We start from the raw sequence: 23,670 nt of genomic DNA, 5'->3' as shown, positions 1-23,670 counted from the left end.
AAATTTTGTCAAAACTTAAATTTTTTTATTTCGTTTTGTAAAAAGTTTTTCAGTCCTTCATCTTCAACTACTTTTATCTCACCGGGCAGGCTAAGTATAAACCTTCCGATACCTTTATAGCTTCTTACAAAGCCTCTGAAAAAATAGGTGTTTTGTTCTTTTTTCAGGGCGGGCTCTGTTAGCGGAAACTCCTCACGCAAGAGTAAATAAGCCTTTTCCGATAGCTCTAAAACTATAAATAATTCCTCTTTATCGCTAAAACCAAAGGCATCAGTAGGATACAATTCACCTTGATAGCTACGAGGTTGGTCGATTATTTCTACTGCATCAATTCTTTGAATACTAAAATTTCTAACTTCTTGCTTTTCAAGCTCATAAGCCCGTATTTGAGTGAAATTGTGCGTAAAACATATGGGTTCTACAAGCCTATCTTTTACGCTCTGACTTGCAATAGAATGGTACTTTTTTAGAATGGCTCGCTTCTTTTGCTCAATGGCTAACGATAGCTTCTGTATTATTCCTTCTCTGACATTCTGAAAAAAGTTTTCAGCTATATTTTTTAGTTCCGACTCGTAGAAAATCTTGCTCAAAATACTTTGTTTCAGGGGCGAAGTAGGCAAGGTAACAAGCAAATCTTTGAGCAATAGCGTTTCTTCCATAGAAAAACCATAAGTAAGCGAAATAGGCACGCGTTTAGAAATTAGCTTGTAGCGTTTCGTTTTCTCCTCTTTTTCAATTGGGAAACCCAAGTTGGGTAAATCTTCGTCTAAGTATCTGCGAATGGTACGAGCATTGATTTCTGTTTTTTGGCTTAGCTGTTCAATCGTATAGGCTTGTGCATCTTCTAAAATGTACCGCAACACTCTAAAAATACTTACAACTTTGTTTTCCTCTTTGTATTTAGGCATATTTAGTTTTTTGAGTTCAAATTTTCAAGTACATCACACATTCCAAACCCTTGGGCGTTCTCATTGCCAAAACCTGCCGCAAGACCTACTTCCAATAACTCTTTGGGGGCTTGTAGTATGAAATCAAATAAATAACCTTTCACTTGAATAGGATTAGAAGTATTTTGTTTTATGGTAATCAGTTTGCTTCTGATGCTCTTTTCCTCAACTTCTAAACTAAAAGGATAATTCTGCCACGCAGGGGATAACTCTTTTCCGCTGGCTTTGTACTTTTCCAACAAATTATTGATGAATAACTCCTTGAAACCACTATCCAAAGGGCTTAAATATTTTTTCTTGTCTTGCTTATCTTTTTGAGCAACCACCAAAGGAGAAATTGTTTGCAAATGTACGATTTCTTTGCTCAGACGTATAGGAGCAGTTTCTACCCGCTCAACACGGAAATCTATTTGTGTCTCTTGTATTCCGATACTACCTCGTTGGTTTTGAAACAAACCTGCCACAAATTTCTCAGCGGCTTTATCTACATAAAAGCTAATGTACAAAGCTATCTGATGACTTTGCAACAGAAAACCCATATCTTTTACTATTTTATACTTCGGAATGAGCAAATTAGAAAAACAAAAAAACTTAAAACTCTTTTGATTGCTCTCGTAGCCATTCTGATGTAAAAAATAAGCATATTCCTCATCGGCTCTGCTGATGATTTTGTAAATCCAACTGGAAAGCTCGTATTGGTAATTGAAAGGCAGAATAGGATTTCGGTGAGTATTTACGGCAAGTATCAACTTAAAACGCATATATTCAGATTTTGCAATACCAAACTAACGATTTGGTCTTAATTTTGCAAGTTTTTATAGTAAGATTTTTCCTTGCTACTATGAAAAAAACTTACTATTTATTCAATGCGGGCAGATTGAGCCGAAAAGATAATACGCTCAAATTTACACCCATAGACGAAGAGGGTAACGAAGCCCAACCCAAATACTTACCCATTGAAGACGTAGATAATCTCTATGCTTTTGGAAGTTTGGAAGTAAATAGTGCCTTGCTCAATTTTTTGGGTAAAAATAACATTAATGTCCATTTCTTTGACTATTACGAGCATTACACAGGTTCATTTGTAGCCAAAGAATATTTGTTTTCAGGCAAGGTGCAGATTGCTCAAACTCAAAACTACTTGATTACTGAAAAAAGGTTGCTCATAGCTCGCAAAATTTTAGAGGGAGCTATCAGCAATATCTTAAAAAATTTGCATTATTATCAAGCTCGGCAGAAAGACTGTTCTGTTCAAATTGCTCAAATTCAGCAATGGGCTGATGATTTAGAATATAACGCTTCGTTAAATATCCCACAAATGATGGCTCTGGAAGGAAATATCCGTCAGGTGTATTATAGTGCTTTTGATACTATTATCAACGATTTCATTATGGAAGGGCGTTCCAAACAACCCCCACAAAACGAAATCAATGCCTTGATTTCCTTCGGCAATATGATGTGTTACACGCTTTGCCTCGACCAAATTTACCATACCCAACTCAACCCAACGATTAGCTTTTTGCACGAACCGGGTGAAAGACGATACTCTTTAGCTCTGGATTTAGCCGAAGTATTCAAGCCTATTCTCGTAGATAGGCTGATTTTTTCGCTTTTGAACAAAAAACAAATTCAACAGAAAGATTTTGACAAAAATCTAAATTATTGTGTTTTGAAAGAAACAGGCAAGAAAACTTTTGTGAAGGCTTGGGACGAAAAACTCAAAGAAACTATACAGCACCGAACACTCAATAAACACGTAAGCTATAAATATCTGGTGCGTTTGGAGTGTTACAAACTCATTAAGCACATTTTGGAAATGGAAGTGTATAAACCTTTCAAAATTTGGTGGTAGAATAAAAAACATTATCCCTTGAAGGGTTGAAAAGTTAGCAAAAGAAACACCTATGTACGTTATTTTGGTATATGATTGTGGTGAGCAAAGGGTAGGCAAGATGCTCAAACTTTGCAGGCAGTATCTGCATTGGATACAAAATTCGGTTTTTGAGGGAGAAATTAGCGAAGTAAAACTCAATGAACTGCTCGGCAGGGCTTCTCGAATTATGGACACCGATACCGATAGTCTGATTATTTTCAAAAGTCGCGACCAAAAGTGGTTGGATAAAGAAATTATCGGTAAAGAAAAAAACAGCACCGATAATTTTTTGTAAATTCTCATTATGTTTAATCAAATTTCAGCGAAAATTTTCTCATAATCTTTTGGAGTTTTCATAAATTCTGATAGCTTTGCTTAAAATTGAATGCTATGCCTCAAAAATTTCTCTTGAAATGTGATATTTCAGGCATACAGGGGTTTATTTTTGATGTTCCCAGCGATGGTGCCGCCCGACAGCTCAAAGCTCGTTCTTTTTACGTTTTTGCTCTTACAGAAATTGCCTACGAATATTTCACCCAAAAAGTAGCTCCCCCTCAACTCATTTATAAAGGTGGGGGTAATTTCTTTGCCTATTTTGAAACAGAAAAAGAAAAACTCGGCGAAGCTATCCAAAACTTTCAAAAAGAATTTTTGCAAGAAAACATCTTTCCTGCCTTTGCCTTTATAGAAAGTAAGGGCGAATTTAAGGAGGATATGAAACAAATTGCCCAAAAAGCAAATACTACAAAATTTCAAAAACCTCTGTACTGCGAAGCATATGACTATTCCCCTATAAAAAGCGAAAAATGGGAAGAATTTACCCAATATTTAGTCAGAAGTAACGGGTATGTAATTAAAAGCGAATTTCAAAAAAATAACCCTTTTAGCAAGGCAGGTTTTACTTTTGAACTTCGGGAAAAAGATGCCTTGCAATTTGAAGGAAAAATTCTCAATAAAATGCCTATTGGAAAGAGAGGTATTGTAGAATTTGATGAAATTGCTCAAAAAGCCACAGGCGATAAAAAACTTGCCGCCCTTGCTATGGATGTGGATAATTTAGGCTCACTTTTCAGAGATAAAGAAGAAAACGACTACAAACTGAATTCCCAAAACTTAACAAGTTTCTTTGAAAAAGAAATTTACAACCTCCTAAAAACCCATATTCAAGAGCATTACATTTACCCTGTCTTTTCAGGAGGCGATGATTGCTTTTTAGTAGGGGCTTGGGACAAAATTTTAGAAATTGCTCGCCTGATACAGAATAATTTTCAAAACTTTGCCAAAAACAAAAATCTGCCCAATACGCTTTCGGCAGGCGTGGTGATAGTTTCCCCCCGATTTCCTATGGTTCGTATGGCAGAAGAGGCTGAAAATGCCCTCAAAACTGCCAAAAGCAACGGCAAAAATGCTATTTGCATCTTTGGAGAAGTACTCCGATGGAATGAATTTGAGCAAGCCTATAAAATCGCCTGCGAACTAAAAAAGTTTGTAGAAGCTAAAGAGCTATCCCGTAACATACTCCACCGCTTGCAGTCATCAGAATTAGGTTTTACCAGCCTTCAAGAACAGAAAGCAGGTAAAATCAATTTCCCACGCGTACATCGCTTAAAGTACTATTTGCGAAACATAGATAAAGATACACCTGCTCGCTCTTATTTAGAACAATTGTTTGAAAACTACAAAAATGCTCTTTTAACGCATTTCCTAAAAAAGCCCAACGCCCCTAACCCCGCTTTGTATGTAGTAGCGGCTCGTTGGGCTGAACTGCTCACAAAATCGGCAAATACGGAAAACTAAACATAAAAAATTATGCACGGAAGTAAAAATCCAAATCAAAACAAAGGGCAAGAACAAGGTAAAAAAAATAAAACCTTTGCCGAACTTGCCGAAAAGGGATTAGAACACTTCGGTGAGTTGAAAAACGAACTGCTCAACTTTCAGAAAAGCTCCAAAATTGATGAAGTCTTTAACAAAACAGAAGAGTTTGTTAAAAATTATAGCCAAAGCATTACGGCTCATCAATTGCGAAATATCTACCAAGAAATTAAAAAGGCAAACGAAGTATTAGACCTGAAACTCCTACGCCCCAATTTAGCCTACATTGCAGGAAGATTGGATAAAGGTGAGGGTAAAGAATTCGTAGCCTTTGTTGATGCCCTTATCAGGGAAGTAGATAGCAAAGAAAAACTAGAAAATTTCAAGGATTTTATGGAAGCAGTGGTGGCGTATCATAAATTTTACAGCTCAAAGTAGAAAAAATATAAATCTATGGAAAAAATGATTCTGCAAGAAAAAATCGTCTTGAAAGGCACTATCACCCTACTGACAGGCTTACACATTGGCGGTGCTAAAACTTCTTTGGATATTGGCGGTTTGGATTTACCTGTTATCAAAACGCCCAAAGGTGTGCCTTACATTCCGGGTAGCTCGCTCAAAGGCAAAATTAGAAGCCTTTTGGCAAAAAAAGAAGATTCCAATGATGTAAAGGAAGATAGCATTATTTTACGTAAAATGTTCGGAGGTGTAGAAACTAAAGAAAAACCCCAAGAAATCACAAGGCTTATTTTTCGTGATGCTTACCTTGATGAAGAGGCATTCAAGGTGGCTTTTCCTAAAAATGCAGTCAAATTAGAAACTGATTTTACCGAAATTAAAACCGAAAATACCATAAACCGCAAAAATGGTACAGCTCAACACCCCCGAACCATAGAACGCGTACCCGCAGGAGCAGTTTTTCATTTTGAAATTGTCTTGGATAAATATAACGATAGCGAAGCCAAAGAAATTCTTGCAAAGCTCAAAGAAGGCGTAGAACTGCTCAACAACGACTACCTCGGCGGCAGCGGCACACGTGGTTACGGCAAAGTGAAAATGGAATTTGATGAAGAAAGCAACCGAAAATTTCCAGAAAACTGAAAACTTGAAAATCAAAACTCGTGATGCAAGTTAAAATCTTATACTGCCCACCTGGAAGTCGTTTTCATTTAGGAGAAATTAGCGAGGTAAGAAGTACCACACTTACCGATACAGCTATTTACATACATTCTGATGTGCTTTTCGGGGCATTTTTGTACCAATTAGCCTATCTATATCCCGAAAAAGTTCCTCATTTTATAGAACTTTTTCGTAACAAGCAAATACAATTTTCTTCGGCTTTTTATTTTCTTGAAAATCGTAACAATCAAAGCAAAATCTTTTTCTTGCCCAAGCCCGTCAGTCTTAATCTTATTGAAGTGATTGATAGCAAAGGCGAAAGCCAACACAAAAAACTGAAAAGTATTCAATTTCTTTCTTGGAAAGTTTGGCAAAAAGCCCTTATGCCACAAGATTGGCTCAATTCAGAACTTTGCCATATCATAGACGGCAAATTTGTAGTGCTTGCCAATGAAATTAGCCCCCAAGATTTAGCCGACCTCCGAATATTTGCCAAAGACGATACGCTCAAAGTGCGTTTGCATACTACCGAAGAAACAGGCAATCTTTACTCTCAAACTGATTTGTTTTTGCTTGGAAATAAAAATTGGCAAGTGCATTGGTATTTTTTAGAAAAAAATCTGCTCTCTGCACAAGATAATGAGATTTATCAGCAGGTTTGGCAGAATGTCATAAAAGTAGGCATCGGCGGAGAACGTAGCACAGGAGCAGGAAAAATTACGCATATCAGTTCAGCAGAAACAGACACAAATTTTTTGCAACAAGAAAGCTCTCAAAAAGTCAATTTTTCGCTCACTATCCCGCAAAAAAATGAAATTGCTCATCTGCTTTTGTATCAGAGCAAATTGCGAGGAGGTACATTTTTGGCAGAAAATTATCGGCTCAAAGTGGTGCAAAGCATCTTGGAAGGAGCTATCCAAACACAAGAAATTCAAGGCAATATCGTAGAAATTGGCGAAAACAAATTGCGATATGGCATCAATTTCGCCGCCGCACTGCCCGAAAAATACGCTTTCACCGAAAGTTAAAGCAAAAATTTACAGCTTATGGCAAACTATACGTTATATTTCAAAACATTAAGCCCTGTTTCGGTAGGCACGGGAGAAAAATTTTCCCCATATAGCGATTTTGTGATAGAAAAAAACTTTGTGCATTTCATTGATAAAGAAAAAATCAAAGCCATTATTCGCTCCAAACCCAACTTTGATGAACTTATCGACCTATACGTAGCAGGTATTGCCACAGGTATGGATAACAACCGAAGCCATTTTGAACTCAAACAATACATCACTAATACTCTAAAAGTTCCTTTGAGTGAGGTAACTTTACGCAAACACCAAGCCTCGCCTTCGGTGAAAGGAAAAATACTGATTAGCGAAATTATCAAAAATCCTCATTTTCAGCCATATATTCCGGGTAGCTCCCTCAAAGGAGCTTGCAAAGGAGCTTTGCTGTATGATTGGCTCAAAAATCACTCCGAAGGCAAAACGTGGCTAAAAGAGCTTTTAGATGTTCTTTCAAAAAACAACAAAGATTTAATCAAAAATAAAACCCAAGACCTTCAACGAGCATATACAAATATTCAAGTAGCCTTCGCCGATAGTTCCTGTTTAGCCCGTGAAGCTATACATATTTACAAAACTATTCGCTTTCATATTCATCAGGCAAAAGATAAAGGGACACCACAATTCGTAGAAGCCATCGCCCCTGAAAATACTTTCCAAACCGAATTTCGCTCTAAAGAAAATGAGCCTACAAAAGTATTTCAGGCTCTTGTGCAACTCAGCCAAGATGCCAACCAACGAGATATTGAGATTTTAGAAAATGCCCGCCATAAAAGTCCCGAAACCGAGCAACTGCTGAATTTTTACTACCATATCCAAGAAAAACTTACTGATGGCAAAATTTGCTTCAAAATAGGTTCGGGCAAAGGTTATTTTTTTCAGTCAATTGGCTTGGCAGTGTACTATCAGGCAAAAGAACATTTTGGCAAATTTCTTCAATTTTTTCACCCCGCCTCTAAACCTATCAAAAACCACAATGAATTCCCTTTGACCAAAGTGGTAGATGCAGATGATTTTTCACCTTGGGGTTGGGTGCAAGTAGATACAAAACCTATTGCCAAAATTCCTCAATTTGTTTCACTTGAAATTGGCTTACCTTTTGAGCTAATTCACGAAAGCCAAGAAAAAAAGGAGCAAATAAAGCAAGAAATCCGTGCCGAGTATCTCAAAACAAGTACCAAACTCAAAAAAGGTACTATGCTTGACGCCATAGTGGTGCAATCGGGTAAGCCCAACAAAGTAAAACTGATGATTGCCCCTAATAATGAACCTATTTTTGACCTCAAAGGTTACAGCAGTCCGTTAGAGGAAGGTAAAATTGTAATTGTTACCATAGAATACAACGAAAAGAAAAATCAAATTTTGGACGTAATTTTTAAGAAGTTAAAGTAACTTTAAGGCAAGAAAACGGCAAGAGTTGAAAAAAACTACTAAATAAAACCTAAATTTTATGAAAAACGTAGCTGTTCTGATTATCAGCGACCAAACTATCCAGAACGTTCAATTTATCAAAGAATTTTCCGAAAAAATCGGTACGTATTGGTTCATTACTACCGAAAGTATGGAAAACAAGGGCTGTTCAGAATGGATATGCGAAACTCTCCAACTTCCGAAAGAAAACGTTCAGAAGATTCTTGTTAATGAATTTAGCTTGCAAAATATCACCGAAAAGTTAAAAGATCGCTATCAAAGCGAAAATAGCTATCTTGTCAATATTACAGGAGGTACGAAATTGATGAGCATTGCCGTATATGACTTTTTCAGAGAGAAAACCAATGCCACTATTTACTACCTCACAGGCAGAAAAAATGAATTTCTGAACCTCACGCAAAATAGCCACAAAGAAACCTTACAACAAAAAATTACGCTGTATGAATATCTGACAAGTTATGGCATCAAAGTCAAAGAGAGCAGTCAGAAAGTACCTATGAAAACCTTTGAATTAGCCAAGGCAATGTATCAGGAATTTATACAAGCCAAACAGGCTAATATAGACTGCTTGCAAAAATTAAGAGATAAAATTCAAGAGGACAAAAAAATAAAAGAAATAAACGTAACTGATTTTGAAAACCTATCTGAGTTGTTACAAGCCATTGACTTGCAGCATCGGGGTCAAATTTCTCGCAAAGATGCCGAATACCTTACAGGAAAATGGTTGGAAGAATGGACTTACTACCGAATCAAAGAAAAACTACAATTAAACGAAAACACAATTGCCATAGGATTATATCTGCAAAAAAAAGGCATTGAAAAAACTGAAAACGATTTTGATGTAATGTTTATTTTGAAAAATGAGCTGTACATTGTGGAGTGTAAAACCTCGCATAAAATAAACAAAGAAAATAAACTCAATGAGTTTATTTACAAATTAGATGCTTTGCAGAAAGAATTTGGCTTATTTTCGCAGGCTTTTATTTATACGTTGGGGAGTTTGCCTACCGATGATAACCCCAAAAATATACTCAAAGATAGGCTCAAATTTCACCGAATTACACTGCTTACCAAAGAGCAAGTTAATATAGAAAATACGAAGTCTTTTGAAGGTTGGCTAAATAATTTAGCAAATGGCTAAAATATTTTTGCTTTTTTCGCACAAGCTCACCGAGCAACAAGAAACAGAGCTACGAAAAGATTGGGGCATCAGGGAAATATGGTATTTGCCTGATAATTTACAAACTATTTGGAGCAATGTTAATCCCGAAGTTATCCAAATTAGGGAAAGTCTGGAGGTTATTTTTGATTTTTTGCAGAAAAATGCTACGCCAAACGATTATGTTTTAGTACAGGGCGATTATGGGGCAGTAGTTTTGGTGGTGCAATGGTGTTGGAAAAAAGGGCTAATACCTTTGTATGGCACTACGCAAAGAGTAGCCCAAGAGACACGAGAAGGGGAACACATCAGGGTTGAACGAATTTTTAGACATTGTAGGTTTAGAAAATATGAAAAATTAATAAATCACTGATAATGAGATGCTTAATTATTTGCAAGTCGTCGAACACTGTTCAGAAGTATACTGTGCTTATTTAGTATAGCTAATTTTAGCCCTAAAAATGGCTTAATATCCTGATTTTCAGCGAGTCGTCGATCTCCAGGGAAAATCCTATGATTGGAGATCGACGACTTTTTTGTAAAAATTTTTCAAAAAAAATTTGGAAATTTCATTTCTTTCGCATACCTTTACAACGAAAATAACGCCTTTTAATCGTACCATTGTGGAATTGAAATTACGCTAAAAAGGTATGGGGTTAGCTTAATTATTCTTTTAATCGTACCATTGTGGAATTGAAATTGTCCGTGTCAAATCAGTTGAGCCATTGTCTTTATCTTTTAATCGTACCATTGTGGAATTGAAATGATATAATCGGATTTACTCAAAACGGGACGTTTATTGCTTTTAATCGTACCATTGTGGAATTGAAATTTGACAAATTTTGACAAAGTCGTCGGCGGTATTTGCTTTTAATCGTACCATTGTGGAATTGAAATAATGGTATATATAATTTTAGTAAGGACAATTGGCAAAACTTTTAATCGTACCATTGTGGAATTGAAATGATGTAATCGGATTTACTCAAAACGGGACGTTTACTTTTAATCGTACCATTGTGGAATTGAAATGACGTTGAAGTTATTGCTTACCTAGTGAAGCAATTCTTTTAATCGTACCATTGTGGAATTGAAATTTTTTTCAAGTCCATATTTTTAATCCCTAAAGGCTCTTTTAATCGTACCATTGTGGAATTGAAATTTTTGGTTATGTTCAACGTCTATTATCTCCAACTTTGCTTTTAATCGTACCATTGTGGAATTGAAATCAACAAAAAGAACTAAACCACGACAAACTTGATTTTACTTTTAATCGTACCATTGTGGAATTGAAATCTGTTTTCAGTAGGTCAACCGGAAAGTGCAAACGCTTTTAATCGTACCATTGTGGAATTGAAATCGTTAGCGGGGCGAAGGACTTTCACTTGAAATGGGGCTTTTAATCGTACCATTGTGGAATTGAAATGTCCTTTTTTTTGGCATCATTCTCATTGCTCCAATACTTTTAATCGTACCATTGTGGAATTGAAATTTTTATTTCGTTTTGAATTGATTTGGCTTCTTGGCTTTTAATCGTACCATTGTGGAATTGAAATGTTCTAACCTCTAACACGTAATCTTGCCACGTGCCTTCTTTTAATCGTACCATTGTGGAATTGAAATATAATATTTCAAATGAAATTTTTCTGCCTTGCCTTCTTTTAATCGTACCATTGTGGAATTGAAATTACTTTTTTTTGCGTAAGCGAAGCAACGCACAAGCCTTTTAATCGTACCATTGTGGAATTGAAATTACATAACTACATCAACCTGTACTACGTATCCTCCTTTTAATCGTACCATTGTGGAATTGAAATACGAAAGATGCGAATATTGTCGGAATTTTAGAAGCTCTTTTAATCGTACCATTGTGGAATTGAAATTTTACTTGTCTCATCCTAGACACGTCATCTTTGTCTTTTAATCGTACCATTGTGGAATTGAAATCTCTATTTTGTACGTTGATGAGATGAAGTGGTAGGCTTTTAATCGTACCATTGTGGAATTGAAATTAACTTGTTTTTTTATATTTTTTACGTGGAACATTACTTTTAATCGTACCATTGTGGAATTGAAATTTGACTTGTTTCATATTAGAGACGTCATCTCTATTTTGCCTTTTAATCGTACCATTGTGGAATTGAAATATTTTTTCAATCGTGTCGTTAATTTCGTAGATGCTTTCCTTTTAATCGTACCATTGTGGAATTGAAATCTTTGAAACGAGGAGTATTTTTTAATTTGTTAAATACTTTTAATCGTACCATTGTGGAATTGAAATTTTCTCGGATATGAAGAGACATTTGTAGAGTTTTTCTACTTTTAATCGTACCATTGTGGAATTGAAATGTTATTTTGCAGGCGTCTGTTTTTAACAGAGCGGGGGCAGCTTTTAATCGTACCATTGTGGAATTGAAATCAGAAACAGAAAACGTCGCAGAAACAAATGTGCAAGCTTTTAATCGTACCATTGTGGAATTGAAATACCCAATGATACAAATGGGATGAGCCATCCCTTTTGAATCCTTTTAATCGTACCATTGTGGAATTGAAATAACGTTTCGGCGTGCAAAAGAGCCGAAACGGCGTTCTCTTTTAATCGTACCATTGTGGAATTGAAATTAAAATATTCATTCTCTATTTTTCTTATGCAAACACTTTTAATCGTACCATTGTGGAATTGAAATTATTTTTTCTTTTGTGTCCAAAATGCAATCCTCTCTTTTAATCGTACCATTGTGGAATTGAAATCTTTTCTTGCAATTCGTACAAAAGCCAACTCATTTCCTTTTAATCGTACCATTGTGGAATTGAAATAAAAGGCTTAAACGGTGTTTATGCGTTCTTAAAAAAGACTTTTAATCGTACCATTGTGGAATTGAAATATTGTGGCAGGTTTTTGGTTTGGGCGAGCGTGGTGCTTTTAATCGTACCATTGTGGAATTGAAATTTAGACGGAAAGTTGGAGGTAGAAACTAACGTGCTCTTTTAATCGTACCATTGTGGAATTGAAATAAATTTTGCCGTCTGCGTTTTGCTTATACTTGTAACTTTTAATCGTACCATTGTGGAATTGAAATTAGTAAGCGTATTTAATAGCTTCTTTTGTTTTTTGCTTTTAATCGTACCATTGTGGAATTGAAATAAACAAAGCTCTTTACGAGGCTTTACACGGCACACTTTTAATCGTACCATTGTGGAATTGAAATGCTCTTGCTTAACAATTAGCTCTTGTACTTTTGCGTTCTTTTAATCGTACCATTGTGGAATTGAAATATTCAAATACGAAAATTAAAAAGCAAAAACGCATCTTTTAATCGTACCATTGTGGAATTGAAATAAAGTTTGAGAAACGAAAATTCATAGTTACAGTACTTTTAATCGTACCATTGTGGAATTGAAATACCAAAAAGAATCGTTGCGCTGTATCAATTTTTTTCTCTTTTAATCGTACCATTGTGGAATTGAAATTCAAATTTTATTGTAGGCATTACACTACTTTGGACTTTTAATCGTACCATTGTGGAATTGAAATCCGAAAGTCAAAGACAGTTATTTAATAATATTCCACTTTTAATCGTACCATTGTGGAATTGAAATTTTGCAAAGTCTGTTTTAGTGCTTACCACTTTCTTTGCTTTTAATCGTACCATTGTGGAATTGAAATGAAAATCAATTTTTGTTATTTAGATAAATTCTACTTTTAATCGTACCATTGTGGAATTGAAATTTCATAATAAGTCGTTTGCCCCTTTATCCTAAATCTGTACTTTTAATCGTACCATTGTGGAATTGAAATCTCTTAAATGAGAGTTTCCGAGCAGGTAATATGATTCTTTTAATCGTACCATTGTGGAATTGAAATCAGTTTGGAATTTATACAAGTTAAGCCCGTAAAACTTTTAATCGTACCATTGTGGAATTGAAATGTGGATTTGTGGAGAGGCAGGAGACAGGAGACAGGACTTTTGGTCTTACCATTGTGGAATTGAAATGATAGTAGGGAGTAGAGAGTAGCTTTTAATCGTACTATTGTAGAATTAAAATCTATCTACTATCTACTAATTACTATCTACCAACTCTTATATCGTACCATTGTGGAATTGAAATGGAATTAAGAAGCAGGAGAAAAGAAATAGGATAAAGTTGATAAGAAAATACAAAAGTTAAAAGACCATACATAGAAAGTATTAGCCCTCTGAAAGATTTGATAAATCTTACAAGAGTGAAAAAATGACAAACTATCCACTCACTTATACGCAAAATTATTACTTGATTTTACTCCCCCCTCCTTTCCAAGTAGGGACAAAAGGTTCTTTGGTTGTTTTTTGCCATTTTATTCAAAAGTAATATGCCATTGTATTTTGTAACTCCTCTTTAATCATCGCTTGTAGCCTTTCAGGAGCAAGTACCTTTACGTTTTTTCCAAAGCTCAAAAGTTCGCTCACCAAGTCAGGGTTGATAATCAGCTTCAGGCTAATGCAAAATTCCTGTTCAGTATCTATCAAAATTTTTTGCGTGTGATGCAAAGGCTTGCTTTTAAGGTAATGCCCTACCCAAGGCGAAAAAGAAAGTACAATTTTCTCAATTTTCTCATTTGGCAAGCGAGTAATTCCATAGCAGTTTTGATAAAAATCTTCTGCCTCAAAGCCTAATTTTTCAGGATAAAGAACACTAAAATCGCTAATTTTCAGAGTTTTTATTCTATCCAAAGCAAAAGTAGCTATTCGTTCTTTATCGGGGTTGTAGCCAATTACATACCAACGCCCCTTAAATTCTTTCAGCAAATAGGGGTGTAAAGTTCGTGTTTCAGCTTCGTTTTGAGAGAACTTTTGGTAGTCAAATTGAATTTGTTTGTAATTCTTGATAGCCCACAAAATATCTGCAAGCCACTTTCTACCTTCGGGGTAAGCGGCGTTTTCAGGTTGAATAAAATTGTGCATTTTGCGGGTAGTATCTTTGAGTTGTTTGCCCACTTCTACGGCATCTAATACTTTGTTGATGGCATCAGAGAAATCCTCAAAAATTTGGCTGTTTTTGAAACTTTGCAAAATAGATTCGGCGAAATTAAGGGCTACAAGGTCTTTTTGCGAAAGACTAATAGACATAAAACGATACTCCTTATCCAACTCATAGCTGATTTGTCCTTTTTTATCTTTTTGCTTGTAGCCATAAAAGTAACCTCTTTCTAAATGATGAAATTCAATTGGAGCCCCGAACTGCTCACGCATAATTTTGAGGTCTTTTTCAAAAGCAGAAACCGAATAAGTGGCATCGGTGCGTTCTTGGATAGTAGCGAGAATATGCTCTTTGGTAGGGAATAAATGCTGTCGGTTACGCAAAAGTTCATCAATAATCAGATAACGAAGCAGTTGATTTTTATTCGGCATAAGGATTGAAAGGTTTTATTTCCCTCATCGGTGATTGCTTTGGTTTCTTTCTGCGGCTTTTCTGATAGCTTTCTCTAAACTCTCTTCTATGAGTTCATACTGCTTAAAGAAATGAATGTTATCTTGGCGGATATGGAGTTGTCCTTCATTGCCTTTATTTCCTCTGTGTTGTCCTTTGGAATAAAACGGACTTTCCATAACCTCTTTACTACTCATTACCCATAAAACGATTTGGTCTCTAAAAACAGCAAGCCACACAAATACATCACAGCAAGCTGGTTTCAATTGCTGAAAGTTCATTAAAAAGTTTTTCTCAGTGTTTCTTGAAAGGGCTTTCATATAAAGAGGCTCTTGGCTATCACTATCCACAGCTCTTGAAGCCTTAACCTCAACCCTTATTCCATCTAAGTAAAAATCGTAGTCTCCCGAGTAGTTGGGGTCAAGTTGTTTATCGGGTTTTTTCAGTTTGGGGCAAATTCCTTGAATATACGTTTGAGCAAACTTTTCGCCAAAATCTCGGGGGGCAGTTATTTCAAAAATCCATAAATTGGGATTAGCATTTATGTATTCTGTTCTCAAATCCATATATTGTTGGTGAGTCAGCCCGCCTTTTTCAATTAGAGTACAAATTAAGAGTTCGTATTCGTTGAATGGAAAAATAGCCTTATCATTTTCAAGCATTAGCAATACATCTTCAAGTTCTTGCATTGAGCCTGTAAAAGTTTCTATAATTCTATTTTTTAAGCTGGTAAGTTCCATTGGGGGTTTTAGCAATTTGCAAGTAATCAAGGTAAGATTTTTCGGAGAAAACAGAATATTTTGAAAAATACTCGTAATGAATAGGTAGTAATTCTAAATCTCCACGCAGAATTTTGTGCGTTGCAAACATTTTCTTAAAAAGCCAGTTGATCATTTCGCTATTTAGCAACTCTGTAAGTTGGCGAGCATTGATAGGCATATCTTTCGGAATGAATAAATTGGCACTATTGAGAATATAACTTTGCTCTGTATCGCAATAAAAACACAAGTCAGTAGAGATAAACCTATAAATAATTTTTTCTGGTGCCTGATACAACTCCAAAGGGGCAACTTGTTGAAATTTAGAAAAATCGTTCAAAATATAAGTAGTAGGTCTTTTTAAGCCTTTTTTAGTAATATCCGAACCTTTGTAGATAGGAATGTAACCTTCTTGGGGTTGGTTGGTACAAAATTTTTTGTTATTACCTGTAACAATCCCTAACGCCCAAACGGCTCTATTTTTCAGCGTAATATGCGTAATAGCATATAAATGCTCTATCAGATGAGCTTCTTGTTCGGTAATCCAAAAATTAAATATCTTTTTAGGGGTTATTGTAAAGGATTTTTGTGTTCTTTGAAAGTTTTTATCTTCATTACAACATTCAATTAAATTGTTATTATCCGAAGGGCTATTTTCAAGGATTATGGCTTGGGCTTTTGTCAGCAATCCTTTGAACACTTTTCCATAATCTACCAATCGCAATATTTTTTTAGTTAAAACCTTCCTTCTGATGTCCTCAAAGTTAGCTATGTTGAAAAATGCTTCTTGGGTTAAAAAACCTAAACAACCATTGGGTTTTAATAGCAATAGGCTTGCTCCTAAAAATAAAGATGTAGTATCTAAGCTATTTCCGCACTCAAACATTGAGGCGTATATTTCCTTTTTATTTTTTTCAATTTTTTTTCCCCAAGGCGGATTGGTAAAGATAAGGTCAAAACTTATTTTTTCTCTGCTCAATGAATGAGCTTCTTGCAAAAAATCTGCAACTCTGATATTAGTAGCCTCGTAGCCAAATTCTTCTTTAATTCTCTGTTTGGTGATTAGAACAGCGTTTTCATCTGTATCAAATCCATAAACATTTTCGGGGCGGATACCTTGTCTGATTGCTTCCACAATAAAATTACCCGAGCCACAACAAGGGTCTAAAAAAGTAAAATTTTGCTGTATTTTTATACCCTTGAACATATCTTGCACTACCCAAGATGGCGTATAATAGATGCCTTCTTTGTTTCTGTAAGAGTCGGACAAAGAATTTTCATATTCTTTGCCCATACTCTCTCCTTGTTTGTTTTGAATTATGAAATTTATATCCTTTGCAATTGTGTAGATGTTTTTGTCTTTTGATAACTTATTGGCTCTTGCATTTAATTTCTCTTTGCCTACCACCTCCGACAAAAAGATTTCCAACGAATCTTGTGAAATTAGACTTTTACCAACTACTGCCAAATAGCCTGCCTTAATCCAATTACGAATAGTTGCTGTTGAAACTTTTGCTTTTCTTGCGGCTTGTTCAAGAGTTAATTTTTTTAATTCTACTTCACCAAATATATTTGTCTGCATATAGTTTAGGCAAATAGAAATAGCAAACAAGGATTGTTTAATTTCAATATTCTGCTACTGCTTCGGCAATAATATCGCAAGCCTCATTCATTTGCTCTTCATTGATAATGAGCGGAGGAGCAAAGCGAATTTTATCGCCGTGAGTGGGTTTGGCAAGGACACCTTTTTCTTTCATCAAGATGCACAAATCCCAAGCGGTTTTGCCGTCTTTTTCTTTGATATCTACTGCATTGAGAAGCCCTTTGCCCCGTACAGCACTAATTTTTTCGGGGTAACGTTGCATCAGTTCTTGCATACGCTTGCGGAAGATGATACCCATTTTTTCGGCATTTTCGGGTAGTTTTTCATCTTTAATAACCTGCAAGGCAGTCATTGCTATGGCACAAGCCAGCGGATTTCCGCCGAAAGTAGAGCCGTGTTCGCCCGGTTTTATGCAAAGCATTACTTCATCATCAGCGAGCACCGCCGAAATAGGATACACCCCGCCAGAAAGAGCTTTGCCCAAAATAAGTATATCAGGACGCACATTTTCGTGATGTGAAGCAAGCAATTTGCCTGTTCTGCCCATACCTGTTTGTACTTCGTCTATCATTAGTAGTACGTTGTATTTTTTGCAAAGTTCGGCAGATTTGGCAAGATAGCCTTCATCAGGCACAAACACGCCTGCCTCGCCTTGAATAGGTTCTACCCAAAAGCCGCATACATTCGGATTTTGAAGGGCTTTTTCCAAAGCCTCGGTATCGTTGTAAGGAATAATCTGATAACCGGGCATAAAAGGACCAAAATCGCGAGTAGCTGTTTTATCGGTAGAAGCCGAAACAATTGCAAGTGTTCTGCCGTGGAAATTGCGTTGTACGGCTACAATAACCGCCTGATTTTCAGGAATACCTTTTTTCTGATAGCCCCACTTACGAGCAAGTTTGAGAGCAGTTTCGTTGGCTTCGGCTCCTGAGTTCATCATTAGCACTTTATCGTAGCCGAAATACTCTGCCATATACTTTTCACACAAGCCCAATTTATCGTTATGAAAAGCCCTTGAAGTAAGCGTAAGCGTTTGAGCCTGTTCAATAAGAGCTGATATAATACGAGGGTGGCAATGCCCCTGATTGACAGCACTATATGCTGAAAGAAAATCAAAATATTTTTTGCCCTCAACGTCCCAAAGAAAAATGCCTTCCCCGCGTGCCAGTACCACAGGAATGGGGTGATAGTTGTGAGCTCCATAACGTTCCTCTAATGCGATAGCCTCTTGCGTTGAAATGAGCGTGGTAGTTGTCATAAAATTAAACTTTTTGGTATTACATTATGTTCATTAAGAAAGTTTGAAACGAGTTACACTGATATTTTTGCAAAATTATCAAAAATTATGGAGTTTTCATACTTCGGAAAGAAAAAAACAAACAATCTACCTACGCTTGAAGCAGACGACTACTACTACAACGAACAAGGACTTATGGTTTTTACGGAAAAATATCATCTCAAACGGGGGTATTGTTGCCAGAGCGGTTGCAAACATTGTCCTTATGGTTTCAAAAAACAAAATGAAAAACCTTGACGGAAATCATTGATTTTTGAGGGTTTTTGTTGTAACTTTGCAGAAATTTCAATCAAAAAACAATGAAACAACGTATTTTCAGCCTTATATTTACGTTTTTGCTTGCTTGTGGAAATCTTTTTGCTCAAAGCAATGAAAACAACATAGAAAAATTTTTCCGCACCGAAAGTAAATTTTATGTTGTAGTAGCCGTGCTTGCTATCGTGATGATAGGACTTTTGGGATATGTGATTTATTTGGATAGAAAAACGCAAAAGCTGGAAAAGCAAATTTTCGGTGAAAACAATTCACTTTCGCAAGAAAAAAAGCAATAATTTTTTCAGTACCTAACTAAAAAGCTAAAAAAATGAAACCCACACATATAGTTGCTATTGTAGTTATTGCCATCGCCGTAGGAGTGCTGATAAGCTCTATGGGTAGTGTTACGGAGTATGTAGATTTCGCTACGGCTCAAGAAATGTACAACAAAGGAAAAGATAAAAGTTTGCATATTGTAGGAACGCTCCCCAAAGATAATTCGGGCAAAGTAGTAGGTATGCAGTATGAGCCTCGGCTCAATCCGAATTTATTTATTTTTGAAATGATTGATAACAAGGGAGTTAAGGAAAAAGTATATTACAATGATGCCAAACCGCAAGATTTTGAGCGTTCCGAACAAATCGTAATCATCGGCTCTTACAACAAAGAAAAAAAGTTTATTGCCAAGCAAATCCTGATGAAATGCCCTTCTAAATACGAAGGCGAGCAGAAAAAAATATAAATCTTTGCCAATAGTTTTACACAATGAAACAACAAACTATCATTCCTTTGATTTTTTTTCTGGTTTTTTCATTTGCAAAAGCCCAAAATCCCGAAGCACAAATTAGAATGGATATTTCGGAAGAGCTACGGGCAGAGCCTAAATTAAATGCAGAAATATCAAAAACAAACAATGTTTATTATGTAAATGCTATTCAAAAAAAGTCAGAAATAATTGATAAAAAAGAGCTTTCACAAATTTCTCCAAGTTTCCAATATACAAGGCTAAAAAAAAATCTCAAACTCGGAAAGGTTGTACAAGCCACTGATAGCTTACCCAAACAAAAACCATTTTTTCAGCGTTTAGGCTGTTTTTTGAAAGAACCTTTACAACTAATTTCGTTGGGCGTAGAACTTTTTGAACTTACCAAGCCCCCTAAAAGTGCTTTTGCTATAATTTTGTATGTTATTTACATTGTGCCGCTTTTTGCAATTATTACGGCTTTTATTTTGGGCGGAGTTGTAGGACTGATAACCTTCATTTTTATTAGCGGAGCGATTAGCTTTCTGATTTATTGGGGGATTTTGGCTCTTTTAGGCATTTCTTTGGCGGGCAGTTTTATTTTTTGGGGGCTTCTGATAGCATTTTTAGTCGGATTAGTTGTATATCTCCTTTTAGTGCGTTTATGTTAGAAAATATTGAGGTCTGCCCTATTTGCGAAAATACTTCCTTTGAGGCTTTTCTTACTTGCAAAGATTACACCGTAAGTGGCGAAACATTCAGCTTGCAAAAATGCTCCAATTGTGGTTTTGTGGTTACTTCGCCTCGTCCTTTGCAAAAATTTTTGGGTAATTATTACAAATCTGAAAGCTACGTTTCTCACTCCGATACACAAAAAGGGCTTATCAATAAAATGTATCATTGGGTAAGAAAAATTACCCTGAAACGCAAATTACGTCTTATTGAAAAAATCAATCATTTTCAGAAAGGTAGCGTTTTAGATTTTGGCTGTGGAACGGGCTATTTTCTTAAAACTTGCTTGCAAGCAGGTTGGCAAGCCGAAGGCGTTGAACCCGATGAGAATGCCCGCAAAATAGCCTCCAACAATACCAATAAGCCTATTTTCGCTTCTTTGCAAGAAATCAAAAACACGCAATTTGATATTATCACACTTTGGCACGTTTTAGAGCATATTCCTGACCTCAACGAAACTCTTTCTGCTCTTAAATCATTGCTCAAACCTACGGGAAAGCTCATAGTAGCCGTACCCAATCGTGACAGCTATGATGCCCAAGTATTTGGAGCTTTTTGGGCGGCGTATGATGTACCTCGGCATCTTTGGCATTTTAGCAAAAACGATATGCAAGCCCTTTGCCAAAAGCATCATTTGCAAATTCAAGAAATTTTGCCAATGCCTTTTGATGCTTATTACATTAGTTTGATGAGTATCCTTTATCAAACAGGCAAAACGCAATTTGTAAGGGCTTTTTGGCAGGGTTTTCTTTCTAACTGGAAAGCAGGCAAGCAAAATACTTCTAGTTTGATTTATGTGATAAAACTGCAATGAAAATCATTAGTAGCATTGATAAAAGTCAAGGTCTTGTTTCTTTTGAACGCCTAAATTGCTCAAAAAATGAAATTCTTTATGGTATCTTCACAAAATAAAACCTTTCAAGATGAAGTAGTAACTGCCTTTCAGCAGTTGCAAAGCGAGATTTGTTCTGCCATAGAAAAAGCTGATGGCAAAGGGATTTTTTCCAAAGATGAATGGCAAAGAGCCGAAGGCGGTGGCGGATTGACACGAATTTTACAAAATGGAAATGTTTTGGAAAAAGCAGGGGTAAATTTTTCCAAAGTATTTGGCACACCTACTCCGCAAATGGCAAGCAAATTGCAAATGCCCGAAGGTGAATTTCTTGCCACAGGGGTTTCCATTGTAATGCACCCCGAAAGCCCTATGGTGCCTATTATTCATATGAATGTGCGTTATTTTGAAGTACAGACCGCCGACAACAAGCTCATTTATTGGTTTGGTGGCGGCATTGACCTTACGCCACATTATATTGATAAAGATGATGCTCGCTTTTTTCATCAAAAACTCAAAGAAGTTTGCGATAAGTATCACCCCGATTTTTATCCTCGTTTCAAGCAGTGGGCAGATGATTATTTTTTCATCAAACACCGCAACGAAACACGTGGCATTGGTGGTATTTTCTTTGATAGATTGCAAGAAAATGAAGAAATTAGCAAAGAAAAACTATTTGATTTTGTGCTTGAAGTCGGTAAAAGTTTTGCTCCTATTTACAGCCACTTGATTGCCAAAAATAAAAATTTACCATTTGGCGAAAAAGAAAAACAATGGCAACTTATCCGCAGAGGGCGTTACGTTGAATTTAACTTGGTGTATGATGTAGGTACAAAATTTGGCTTGGAGACTAATGGCAGAATAGAATCTATTTTGATGAGCTTGCCCAAACAAGCCGAATGGCATTATTGCTTCACTCCCGAACCTCATTCCAAAGAAGCTGAAACACTTGCTCTGCTGAAAAAAGGAATAAATTGGTTATAGTACAGGGCGAAGCCCTCGCAAAGCGAGGGCTTCGCCCTAAAAAATTCAAATCCCAAACTTTCCGCTACCTATTTCTGCCGTATTGTTCGTGGCTTGAAACCCAATCGGAAGAAGAAATCGCAGAAGCCAACGAAATTTCCCCTGCCAGCACCACTCCTGCTACAATTTCAGCAAATTTATTCACAGAGCCACGCCCCACGCAACCAAGCATACGCAAACATTCATTTTGCGTAGCCAGTTTGATACCTCCTCCGTGAGTAGCAACAATCAGCGAAGGAATAGTGATATTCATATACAAATCGCCTTCGGGAGTAAGTTCGGAGTACATAATACCCGCAGAAGACTCTGAAACATTGGCTACATCTTGCCCTGTGGCAATAAACATTGCCGTAATACCATTAGCAGAATGTAAGCCGTTATTATTAGCTCCTGAAAGAATTGCCCCCACGTTGGCAACGTGATAATGATACACCAATTGTTCGGGTTCTACACGCATAATTTGTGTAAGTACTTCCCGCTTGATAGTACATTCTGCTACTACACGCTTTCCACGCGTACGCATCACGTTGATTTGCGATGCTTTTTTATCCGTAGCAAAATTAGACTCTAAGTAAAAGTTTTTGATTTTACCTTGTGGATAAGCATCTAAAATCCAACTGCAAGCGGCAAAAGTAGCACGTCCCACCATATTTTGCCCTGCGGCATCACCTGTGGAGTAATTGAAACGCAAATAAGCAAACTTATTGGAAAGATAGCTATCAATGTATTGCAATTTAGCGACACTGGAAGTAGCTTCGGCTTCCTCTGCGATTTTTTTGAAATTCGCTTGTACCCATTTTTCAAATTCACGAGCCTCACGAGCATTTTCAAACACAAAAACAGGTGCCCTTTGCATAGCATCGCCAATGACGGTACAAGTTGCCCCGCCACTCAAATTGATAACCTTCATACCACGATTGTAGGAGGCTACGAGTGTTCCTTCTGCAGTAGCCAGTGGTATCAGAAATTCACCTTTGGCGTGTTCGCCATTGATTTTGAGAGGTCCTGCAATACCCATCGGTACTTGGGCAACCCCTACAAAATGCTCGCAGTTACCTTGTGTAATATGAGGGTCAAAAGAATATTTGGTAATGTGATTTACCCCCTCAAAATCAGGATTTACATTCTTTTTTACAAATTCATTGATAAACTTATGCCTTGCTTTGATAGCATCTTCTGAATAATCGTCCAAATCATTGCGAGGAATTTTCGCTATGTTCGTATCCTCTTTCGCAATAGCATCTTCTACCTTAATTTCCAAGTTACCAAAAGGACTCGCCTTAAATTCTATCTTCACCTTGTATTTCCCTTCGGGTAAAGGAGCTTGTTTGGTAATAACGTTAATAGCTCTACGCAGGGGAAACTCAATGGGATTGCTTTCTGAAATTTGCTCGGCGGCAAGAATACGATTATCACCTAAATCTACAAATACATCTTTCAGAGGAATGTTTTTGTCGCCTATTTCAACCTTTTTCAAGGCTACGAGCTTGGCATCGCTCAAACGATTTTTCACCGAAAATACAACTCCATCGCTTGCGTTACGCAAACTGCCACGTGTGTAGAGTTGCTTTAATAGCATACTGGGAATGAAATTCATAACTTTTCAAATTTAAC

The 23,670-nt window shown here is 36.5% G+C and carries 22 protein-coding genes and 1 CRISPR repeat array; of the genes, 15 read left to right on the top strand and 7 right to left on the bottom strand.

The genetic code is table 11. The features are described from left to right. Positions 1 to 8: 8 nt before the first annotated feature. Positions 9 to 908: a helix-turn-helix transcriptional regulator gene (locus Rain11_RS09960; RefSeq protein ID WP_101359217.1), complete on the bottom strand. Its 900-nt coding sequence runs from the start codon at positions 906 to 908 to the stop codon at positions 9 to 11. A gap of 2 nt (positions 909 to 910) precedes the next feature. After that, the gene (gene cas6 / locus Rain11_RS09955) at positions 911 to 1,708 is read right to left on the bottom strand and encodes a CRISPR-associated endoribonuclease Cas6 (protein ID WP_101359216.1); all 798 of its coding nucleotides are present in this window, start codon (positions 1,706 to 1,708) and stop codon (positions 911 to 913) included. An 80-nt stretch (positions 1,709 to 1,788) separates the two neighbouring features. Here cas6 and cas1b point away from each other — a divergent pair, with 80 nt between their 5' ends. The 9 genes from cas1b to csx20 all read left to right on the top strand — a co-directional run bounded on the left by cas1b (position 1,789) and on the right by csx20 (position 9,781). Further along, positions 1,789 to 2,799 carry a type I-B CRISPR-associated endonuclease Cas1b gene (cas1b, locus tag Rain11_RS09950; RefSeq protein ID WP_101359224.1) on the top strand — a complete coding sequence of 337 codons (1,011 nt, stop codon included), beginning with the start codon at positions 1,789 to 1,791 and terminating at the stop codon, positions 2,797 to 2,799. 52 nt (positions 2,800 to 2,851) lie between these two features. Beyond that, positions 2,852 to 3,115, top strand: a complete 264-nt coding sequence (gene cas2 / locus Rain11_RS09945) for a CRISPR-associated endonuclease Cas2 (protein ID WP_101359215.1) — start codon at positions 2,852 to 2,854, stop codon at positions 3,113 to 3,115. A gap of 95 nt (positions 3,116 to 3,210) precedes the next feature. Beyond that, positions 3,211 to 4,617 (top strand): type III-A CRISPR-associated protein Cas10/Csm1, encoded by a 1,407-nt coding sequence (cas10, locus tag Rain11_RS09940; RefSeq protein WP_101359214.1) that lies wholly within the window; start codon positions 3,211 to 3,213, stop codon positions 4,615 to 4,617. Positions 4,618 to 4,629: 12 nt separating this feature from the next. Next, positions 4,630 to 5,073 carry a type III-A CRISPR-associated protein Csm2 gene (csm2, locus tag Rain11_RS09935; RefSeq protein WP_101359213.1) on the top strand — a complete coding sequence of 148 codons (444 nt, stop codon included), beginning with the start codon at positions 4,630 to 4,632 and terminating at the stop codon, positions 5,071 to 5,073. Between the two features lie 15 nt (positions 5,074 to 5,088). Next, on the top strand, positions 5,089 to 5,736 hold the full coding sequence (csm3, locus tag Rain11_RS09930) for a type III-A CRISPR-associated RAMP protein Csm3 (RefSeq protein WP_207764449.1): 648 nt from the start codon (positions 5,089 to 5,091) through the stop codon (positions 5,734 to 5,736). 23 nt (positions 5,737 to 5,759) lie between these two features. Next, positions 5,760 to 6,782: a type III-A CRISPR-associated RAMP protein Csm4 gene (gene csm4 / locus Rain11_RS09925; RefSeq protein WP_101359212.1), complete on the top strand. Its 1,023-nt coding sequence runs from the start codon at positions 5,760 to 5,762 to the stop codon at positions 6,780 to 6,782. 18 nt (positions 6,783 to 6,800) lie between these two features. After that, a complete protein-coding gene (gene csm5, locus Rain11_RS09920) occupies positions 6,801 to 8,210 on the top strand; it encodes a type III-A CRISPR-associated RAMP protein Csm5 (protein WP_101359211.1) in 1,410 nt (469 codons plus the stop codon). A gap of 58 nt (positions 8,211 to 8,268) precedes the next feature. Next, the gene (locus Rain11_RS09915; RefSeq protein ID WP_101359210.1) at positions 8,269 to 9,390 is read left to right on the top strand and encodes a Card1-like endonuclease domain-containing protein; all 1,122 of its coding nucleotides are present in this window, start codon (positions 8,269 to 8,271) and stop codon (positions 9,388 to 9,390) included. Next, positions 9,383 to 9,781, top strand: coding sequence for a CRISPR-associated protein Csx20 (csx20, locus tag Rain11_RS09910; RefSeq protein WP_101359209.1), 399 nt, complete (start codon positions 9,383 to 9,385; stop codon positions 9,779 to 9,781). Before Rain11_RS09915 ends, csx20 begins: the two co-directional genes overlap by 8 nt. Positions 9,782 to 10,014: 233 nt before the next feature. Next, positions 10,015 to 13,515: direct repeats of the CRISPR family, unit length 30 nt; unit sequence CTTTTAATCGTACCATTGTGGAATTGAAAT. Between the two features lie 230 nt (positions 13,516 to 13,745). Here the strand turns inward: csx20 and Rain11_RS09905 are convergent. From Rain11_RS09905 to rocD, 4 genes are read right to left on the bottom strand one after another with little or no spacing between them, the layout of a single operon-like run. Then, positions 13,746 to 14,795, bottom strand: coding sequence for a helix-turn-helix transcriptional regulator (locus Rain11_RS09905; protein ID WP_101359208.1), 1,050 nt, complete (start codon positions 14,793 to 14,795; stop codon positions 13,746 to 13,748). A gap of 24 nt (positions 14,796 to 14,819) precedes the next feature. Beyond that, a complete protein-coding gene (locus tag Rain11_RS09900; RefSeq protein WP_101359207.1) occupies positions 14,820 to 15,554 on the bottom strand; it encodes a hypothetical protein in 735 nt (244 codons plus the stop codon). After that, positions 15,529 to 17,154 carry a TaqI-like C-terminal specificity domain-containing protein gene (locus Rain11_RS09895; protein WP_101359206.1) on the bottom strand — a complete coding sequence of 542 codons (1,626 nt, stop codon included), beginning with the start codon at positions 17,152 to 17,154 and terminating at the stop codon, positions 15,529 to 15,531. The genes Rain11_RS09900 and Rain11_RS09895 overlap by 26 nt, the downstream gene beginning before the upstream one ends. 43 nt (positions 17,155 to 17,197) lie before the next feature. Further along, positions 17,198 to 18,433: an ornithine--oxo-acid transaminase gene (gene rocD / locus Rain11_RS09890; RefSeq protein ID WP_101359205.1), complete on the bottom strand. Its 1,236-nt coding sequence runs from the start codon at positions 18,431 to 18,433 to the stop codon at positions 17,198 to 17,200. Between the two features lie 87 nt (positions 18,434 to 18,520). On the opposite strand from rocD, the gene Rain11_RS09885 reads away from it, so the two are divergent. The 6 genes from Rain11_RS09885 (at position 18,521) to hemF (ending at position 22,017) form a co-directional block, all read left to right on the top strand. Further along, positions 18,521 to 18,709: a DUF5522 domain-containing protein gene (locus tag Rain11_RS09885; protein WP_101359204.1), complete on the top strand. Its 189-nt coding sequence runs from the start codon at positions 18,521 to 18,523 to the stop codon at positions 18,707 to 18,709. Positions 18,710 to 18,771: 62 nt separating this feature from the next. Then, positions 18,772 to 19,023, top strand: coding sequence for a CcmD family protein (locus Rain11_RS09880; RefSeq protein ID WP_101359203.1), 252 nt, complete (start codon positions 18,772 to 18,774; stop codon positions 19,021 to 19,023). Positions 19,024 to 19,055: 32 nt separating this feature from the next. Next, on the top strand, positions 19,056 to 19,469 hold the full coding sequence (locus tag Rain11_RS09875) for a cytochrome c maturation protein CcmE domain-containing protein (RefSeq protein ID WP_101359202.1): 414 nt from the start codon (positions 19,056 to 19,058) through the stop codon (positions 19,467 to 19,469). Between the two features lie 23 nt (positions 19,470 to 19,492). After that, positions 19,493 to 20,140, top strand: a complete 648-nt coding sequence (locus tag Rain11_RS09870) for a hypothetical protein (RefSeq protein WP_101359201.1) — start codon at positions 19,493 to 19,495, stop codon at positions 20,138 to 20,140. After that, positions 20,134 to 21,015 carry a class I SAM-dependent methyltransferase gene (locus tag Rain11_RS09865; protein WP_101359200.1) on the top strand — a complete coding sequence of 294 codons (882 nt, stop codon included), beginning with the start codon at positions 20,134 to 20,136 and terminating at the stop codon, positions 21,013 to 21,015. Before Rain11_RS09870 ends, Rain11_RS09865 begins: the two co-directional genes overlap by 7 nt. Positions 21,016 to 21,093: 78 nt before the next feature. Then, entirely contained in the window at positions 21,094 to 22,017 is a 924-nt protein-coding gene (gene hemF / locus Rain11_RS09860; protein ID WP_101359199.1) for an oxygen-dependent coproporphyrinogen oxidase, read from the top strand. 64 nt (positions 22,018 to 22,081) lie between these two features. Here the strand turns inward: hemF and Rain11_RS09855 are convergent, their stop codons facing one another. Continuing rightward, on the bottom strand, positions 22,082 to 23,653 hold the full coding sequence (locus Rain11_RS09855; RefSeq protein WP_101359198.1) for a hydroxymethylglutaryl-CoA reductase: 1,572 nt from the start codon (positions 23,651 to 23,653) through the stop codon (positions 22,082 to 22,084). Positions 23,654 to 23,670: the final 17 nt, after the last annotated feature.

This window comes from Raineya orbicola (assembly GCF_002843425.1).
Lineage (GTDB): Bacteria > Bacteroidota > Bacteroidia > Cytophagales > Thermonemataceae > Raineya > Raineya orbicola.
This window is presented reverse-complemented; position numbering and strand designations above follow the sequence as displayed.